Here is a 6,161-nt window from a genome sequence, read left to right as displayed (position 1 = left end):
CGCGAAGACCGGACGACCGCTCGACGAAAGCACGCTGCTTGCCCCGGTCGACGACTACGCCGCAACCAAGGCCGCGGCCGACCTCGCGCTCGGCGCGCTGTCGTACCGGGGGTTGAAATGCGTTCGGATGCGTCCCTTCAATCATACGGGACCGGGCCAGACTGAGGCATTCGCAGTGCCGGCCTTCGCCATGCAGATCGCGCGGATCGAAGCAGGCCTCGCTCCGCCGCTCATCCGCGTCGGCAATCTCGACGCCAGGCGCGATTTTCTGGACGCGCGCGACATTGCCAATGCCTATGCGCGCGCGGTCTTGAACAGCAACAAGCTTGCGCCGAACACCATCTTCAACCTTGCGTCCGGCCTCTCCTGGCGGATGGCAGATATTCTGGATCTGCTGCTGGCGCAAAGTAGCGTCAAGATCGTCGTGGAGCAGGATCCTTTGCGGATGAGGCCAAGCGACCTGCCATGCATCGTCGGCGATGCGACCCGCGCCCGGACCCTGCTTGGCTGGGCGCCCGAGCATTCTTTCGAGGAGACGCTTGCGGCGGTCCTGCAGGATTGCCGTGCACGTGTGGCCCAGGCGTGAGCAAAGCAGCGTCGTCGGCTTCGCGGAAGCAGGATTGCCCCGATGTCGGCCAGGCGAGCGAAGCAGGCGTGCGGCAGCGGGCGGCCCGGGATGAGCCGCTGGCGATCAAGCGACGAACTGGCAGCAATAGCGACCCGTATCGCAGCCGCTTTTAGTTGATGTTGCGGCATTGAGCTTTGCTTCGCCCCGTCCTATAAGGCCGCGCGCAAGCGGGCATGCCCCGCCTGCTGGGGCGTCGCCAAGCGGTAAGGCATCGGTTTTTGGTACCGACATTCCCAGGTTCGAATCCTGGCGCCCCAGCCATCCCTCACATTGCCAACCAGCTCCGCCCCGGGCATCGCCCAGCGCAGGATCAGCGTTGTTTCAACTGCGCTGCGTGGCGATCTGCCTCGGAACCAGGAACCTGGCCGCAAGGGCGCAGAGCAAGATGGTGAACATCAGGATCAGCGCCACCAGCGCGTTGATATCCGGCGAGAAACCCAGTCGCATCATCGCCCACAGGCGTACCGGCAGCGTCGTCTGGGTGCCGGTGACCAGAATGGTGATCATGGTCTCGTCGAATGACAGGGCGAAAGCCAGGATGGCGCCGCCCACCGTCGCGCTCGAAAGGTTGGGCAGGATGACGCGCCAGAAGGTCTGCCATTTGGTCGCGCCGAGGTCGTAGGAGGCCTCGACCAGCGTGCGGCTCATCGACTGCAGGCGCGTCAGCACCGTGCGATAGACGATGGCGAGCACGAAGACCGTATGGCCTATGACGACCGTCAGCAGCGAGCGTTCGAGCCCGATCTCACGGAAGAAGATCAACAGCGCCAGGCCGCTGATGATGGGCGGCATCAGGAACGGCAGAAAGACGATGAACTGCAGCAGCGAGCGGCCGGCGCGGCGGCCATGATAGTAGAGGGCCAGCAATATGCCGCTCACGACCGAGAGGACGACCGTGCAGACGCCGACGACGAGCGTGGTGCGGAGGGCGGCCAGAATCTCGTGATTCCCAGCCAATGCGACATAGGTCTCGACCGTCGGTGACGACCAGTCGACCTCGCCGCGCGCCACGGGAAAGAAGGACGACGCGATGGGCACGAAAAGCGGGCTGTAGAGCAGCGCCGCGACCAGGACGGTTATCGCGGCGAGAAGGATGGTGGAGAGGCGCGGCGCTGCGATCAAAGCGAGGTCCCCCGATTGCGCCCGAAGCGCTCGCCGAGAAGGATCGCGACGATCACCACGACGGCCAGCGCCACCGACAGAGCGGCGCCGAAGGGCCAGTTATAGGCGGTGCCGAACTGGCTGTAGAGGATGCGGCCGAAGGTGAAGCCGCTGATGCCGCCGACCATCTGCGGCGTCAGGAAATCGCCGATCGCCAGCACGAAGACGAAGCTCGCCGCCGAGGCGACGCCGGGCAGGGACAGCGGCAAGGTGATGCGCAGGAACGTCTGCAGGCTGCTTGCGCCGAGATCGTCGGACGCGCGCAACAGCACCTGCGGGATGCGCTCCAGTGCCAGGAAGATCGGCAGGATCGCGAAGGGAATCAAAAGCAGCGTCAGCGTGAGCAGGATAGCGTTCATGTTGAAGACGAAGAGCGTCGACGGCTCGGCGAGAATGCCAAGTCCGACCAGCGCCTTGTTGAGAAAACCATTGAGGCCGAGAATGCTGCGTATCGCGTAGATCTTGATGACGTAGCTCATCAAGAGCGGCACCATGAGCAGCATCAGCAGCGCGTAACGCCAGCGGCCGCGCAGCGTGGTCAGGAAATAGGCTGTCGGATAGGCGAGCAGGATCGAGATCACCGCCACCGACAGGCAGAGCACGATCGTGCGCCAGAACACCGGGAGGAAGACGGGATCGGTGAAGAAGCGGAGATAGTTGGCGAGCGTCGGCGCATAGACGATCTGGCCCTGGTCGACGCTGAAGAAGCTGTAGACCAGGAAGATCGCCAGTGGCACCAGGACGAACACCACCGGCAACGCAAAGGCAAGCGCGGTGACCAGCGGCGACCAGCGGATGGCGACGGGACGCGCCAGGCCAGCGCTCTTCATGCCAGCACCAGATGGCCTTCGTGCGGCGCGAAGGAAAGCGCCACGGTCTCACCGGTCCTGAGCGCGCTGCCGTCCACCCGGCTCGGAAAGCGCAGCCTGAGGCGATGCGCGGCATCGCCGCCGGCCGTGATGGTGGCGACCGTCGAGGAGCCGGCAAAGGCAAGATCGGCGACGATGCCGGAAAGACGGTTCCCGGCATCGCCGTCGCCGGCAAGTCGCAGCGCTTCGGGGCGGAAGGCGGCGAAGCCGCTGGCGCCGGTCGCCGCGGCCTTGAGATGCGGCTGGCCAGCGACCGAACAGACCAGCCGGCCGAGCGCCGTCTCGATCGCGCGGAATTCGCCCTGCGTCTCAGCGAGCCTGCCTCCCACGAGATTGTTCTCGCCGAAGAAGCGCGCCACGAACTCGCAGTTCGGCTTGTAATAAAGCTCGTGCGGGCTGCCGAGCTGGCGGATATGGCCGGCCTGCATGACGCAGATCCGGTCGGCCATGCCGATGGCTTCCTCCTGGTCGTGGGTGACGAACAGGAAGGTGGTCTTGACCTCGCGCTGGATGGATTTCAGGAACTCCTGCATCTGCCGGCGCAGTTCGAGGTCGAGAGCCGCGAGCGGCTCGTCGAGCAGGACGAGCCGGGGCTGGCAGATCAGGGCGCGAGCGAGCGCCACGCGCTGGCGCTGGCCGCCGGAGAGCTGGGCTGGAAAGCGGTCGGCGAACCGCCCGAGCTGCACCAATTCCAGAGCCTCGGCGACGCGGCGCGCGATCTCCTTGCGCGCCACGTGGCGAACCGACAGGCCGTAGCCGACATTGCCGGCGACGGTAAGATGCGGGAACAGCGCATAGTCCTGGAACACGGTGTTGAAGGGCCGCCGGTTGATCGGCATGCCGCTGATGTCCTGGCCGTCGAGGCGGATCTCGCCCGAAGTCAGCGGCTCCAGGCCGCCGATCAGCCTGAGCACCGTGGTCTTGCCCGAACCGGACGGTCCCAGCACGGTCAAGAACTCGCCATCGCGGATCGCAAGGTCGATGTCGTAGAGCACGGGAACGGTGCCATAGGACTTCGAGACGGAGCGCAGCGTGAGAAGGTCGCTGGTCTGGTTCATGGCTGACTTCCAAGAATAGCGTGTCGGCGGTCCGGTCCGGCCCGGACCGCCAGGTCCTCAAGGATCGCGAGGGCGGGTCAAGGCGCCGCCTTGATCTCGTTCCACAGGTCGGAGCGCTTGGTCGGGTCCTCGACATTGTTGAGCCAGACCAGCTTGTCGTTGCTGCCGGCGCTGCTCGACTCGACCACGGTGTTGCCGAAGCCGGTGCGCTCGGACAAGGCGCCGCTCACCTTCTTGCTCAGCATGAAGTCGATCCACTTCTCGGCCGCGTCCTTGTCGCGAACGCCCTTCGAGATGACCCAGTTGTCGAGCCAGGCGAGCGCGCCCTCGCTCGGATTGATGTAGGCGACGTGGGCGCCGATCTTCTGCAAGGCCTTGACCTGCTGCTGGCCGTAATTGGCCCAGATCAGGGCGACGTCGTTGTTCTGGTAGATCTGCTGGGCCTCGTCGGCGGTGGTGTAGAAGCTCAGCACATTGCCCTTCAGCTCGACGAGCTTGGCCTTGACCGCCGCCATCTGCTCGGCGCTGAGGTTGAACGGGTCCTTGTAGCCCAGCGTCAGCGCCGTGAAGGAGAAATTGTGCTCTCCATTGTCATAGGCCAGCACCTTGCCCTTGTAAGCCGGATCCCACAGCACTGACATCGATGTCGGCGCCGGCTTCACCTTGTCGGTATCGTAGATCAGGCCAATGGAATCGAAGCAGAACGGGATGCCGTAGACCTTGCCGTCCTTGGTGTCGCCGCTGACCTTTGTTATGTCGCGGAAGCGCGGCAGCGTGTCCTTCTGGTTGGGAAGCTTCGACAGGTCGATCGGCGTGACGAGGTCGGCCTGGATGTAGCGCTGCAGCTGCGCGGTGTTGACGGCGAAGACATCGAAGTCCTGCCCCTCGCTGCCCTTGATCTTGGCCCAGATCTCGTCGTCGCTGCCGATGAAGACGACATCGACGCCGATGCCGGTCTCGGCGGTGAAGTCCTTGACCCAATCGGCGTCTGCATAGCCATCCCAGGCCAGCACGCGCAGGTTCGCCGCGAGCGCCGACGACGCCATCAGGCCGATGCCGAGGCCGACACCCGCTATCCCTAGAAGCAGTCTCTTCAGTAGCATGATCATTCTCCCATTTGTTGTTTGTGATGATCTCAGTCCGCGGGTCTTGCCGTCACAGCGGGGTGACGGCCACCAGCCCCTCGTCCGGCACCGCCTGCATCCGGTTGCGCAACGGCTTTCCGAATTCCGGCGCCTGGATCTCGTATTCGTCGCCCGGCGCCGTCTTGATGCCGGAGGCGTAGCTCATCACCGCCGCGCCGAAGAAATAGGCATGCAGGTCGCCCGGCCGGCGGTGCATCGGGTAGCGGAAATGGTAGTGCTCGAGATTGGCGATCGAGTGCGACATGTGCGTCTCGCCCGACAGGAATTCCTGTTCCCAGATGACGGCGCCGTCCCGCCGGATGCGGGAATGCCCGCGCACCTCCGCCGGCAGCTCGCCAATCAGCAGCTCGGGGCCGATCGAGCAGGAGCGGAGTTTCGAGTGCGCGAGGTAGAGGTAGTTCTCGGCCTCGGTCACGTGGTCGGAATACTCGTTGCCCAGCGCGTAGCCGATGCGATAGGGGCGGCCGTCCGGTCCGTTGAGATAGAGGCCGACGATCTCAGCCTCCTCGGCACCCGCCTTGGCGAAGGCCGGCAGCGGCAGCGCGGCACCAGGCGGAACGACGCAGGTGCCGACGCCCTTGAAGAACCATTCCGGCTGGACGCCCAGCTCTCCCGGCGCGGGTTTGCCACCCTCCAGCCCCATGCGGAAGATTCTCAGCGAATCGGATTCGCCGGCGTCCTCGCCATGGGTCAGCACATGCATCTTGTCGCGCGCGGCAGCGCTCCCCGTGTGCGTCAGGCCGGTGCCGGTGATAAGGAAACGCGCCGGCTCCGGATGATCGACCGGAACGAGAACCCGGCCTTCGCGCAGCAGCTGGTCGTAATCGACTTTCTCGCCGCCGTTCCGCTCCTCGACGACCGACGCGATGGACCTGCCCTCGGCGACAGCCGCAGTGGCAAGTTCGAGAACCGTGTCGGTGCCGAGAAGGATGTGGAGCTGATCGCCGTCGGCGCTGACGCAGCCCACATGACGGCTGCCATCGGGCAAGTTGAACTGAACGAGACGCATGAACCTACCTTTTTCCTTCTCGCCGGGTCACACCCAGCCGCCGTCGACGATGAATTGCTGGCTCGAGCACATGCGGCTGTCATCGGCGGCCAGGAACAGCGCCATGCGCGCAATGTCGGATGGCTGCAGCCGGTCGGGCAGGCACTGCCTTTCCTCGATCTGGCGCTCGCCGGCCGGCGTCAGCCACAGACGCATCTGGCGCTCCGTCATCACCCAGCCCGGCACCATGCAGTTGACGCGGATGCGCTCGGGCCCGAGTTCGCGGGCAAGCGCCCGCGTCATGCCGTAGAC

Annotated in this window: 7 protein-coding genes and 1 tRNA gene; 2 read left to right on the top strand and 6 right to left on the bottom strand. The window is 65.1% G+C overall.

Annotated elements, in window-relative coordinates:
* Together EOA24_RS24415 and EOA24_RS24410 are read left to right on the top strand one after the other, a co-directional pair.
* Window positions 1-586: GDP-mannose 4,6-dehydratase (locus tag EOA24_RS24415; RefSeq protein WP_127410143.1), on the top strand; the 586-nt coding region annotated here is incomplete at its 5' end.
* Window positions 587-814: 228 nt separating this feature from the next.
* Window positions 815-889: transfer RNA gene (locus EOA24_RS24410), tRNA-Gln, on the top strand.
* 60 nt (window positions 890-949) lie between these two features.
* Here EOA24_RS24410 and EOA24_RS24405 read toward each other — a convergent pair.
* The 6 genes from EOA24_RS24405 to EOA24_RS24380 form a co-directional block, all read right to left on the bottom strand.
* On the bottom strand, window positions 950-1,750 hold the full coding sequence (locus EOA24_RS24405) for an ABC transporter permease (protein ID WP_127255332.1): 801 nt from the start codon (window positions 1,748-1,750) through the stop codon (window positions 950-952).
* Entirely contained in the window at window positions 1,747-2,619 is an 873-nt protein-coding gene (locus EOA24_RS24400) for an ABC transporter permease (RefSeq protein ID WP_126078535.1), read from the bottom strand. Before EOA24_RS24400 ends, EOA24_RS24405 begins: the two co-directional genes overlap by 4 nt.
* Complete coding sequence (locus EOA24_RS24395) at window positions 2,616-3,716, bottom strand: ABC transporter ATP-binding protein (protein WP_126078536.1); 1,101 nt, start codon at window positions 3,714-3,716, stop codon at window positions 2,616-2,618. Before EOA24_RS24395 ends, EOA24_RS24400 begins: the two co-directional genes overlap by 4 nt.
* A 77-nt stretch (window positions 3,717-3,793) precedes the next feature.
* Window positions 3,794-4,819, bottom strand: a complete 1,026-nt coding sequence (locus tag EOA24_RS24390; protein WP_126078537.1) for an ABC transporter substrate-binding protein — start codon at window positions 4,817-4,819, stop codon at window positions 3,794-3,796.
* Between the two features lie 52 nt (window positions 4,820-4,871).
* Complete coding sequence (gene araD1, locus EOA24_RS24385; RefSeq protein ID WP_126078538.1) at window positions 4,872-5,870, bottom strand: AraD1 family protein; 999 nt, start codon at window positions 5,868-5,870, stop codon at window positions 4,872-4,874.
* A gap of 27 nt (window positions 5,871-5,897) precedes the next feature.
* On the bottom strand, window positions 5,898-6,161 hold a 264-nt coding region (locus EOA24_RS24380; RefSeq protein ID WP_127410142.1), incomplete at its 5' end, for an SDR family oxidoreductase.

Origin of the sequence: Mesorhizobium sp. M2A.F.Ca.ET.039.01.1.1 (genome assembly GCF_003998035.1) — a bacterium.
GTDB lineage: Bacteria > Pseudomonadota > Alphaproteobacteria > Rhizobiales > Rhizobiaceae > Mesorhizobium.
This window is presented reverse-complemented; position numbering and strand designations above follow the sequence as displayed.

Coding starts and splice junctions, on each gene's coding strand:
- EOA24_RS24395 (WP_126078536.1), bottom strand. CDS start 3,716: ATGAACCAGACCAGCGACCTTCTCACGCTGCGCTCCGTCTCGAAGTCC.
- EOA24_RS24400 (WP_126078535.1), bottom strand. CDS start 2,619: ATGAAGAGCGCTGGCCTGGCGCGTCCCGTCGCCATCCGCTGGTCGCCG.
- EOA24_RS24390 (WP_126078537.1), bottom strand. CDS start 4,819: ATGCTACTGAAGAGACTGCTTCTAGGGATAGCGGGTGTCGGCCTCGGC.
- araD1 (WP_126078538.1), bottom strand. CDS start 5,870: ATGCGTCTCGTTCAGTTCAACTTGCCCGATGGCAGCCGTCATGTGGGC.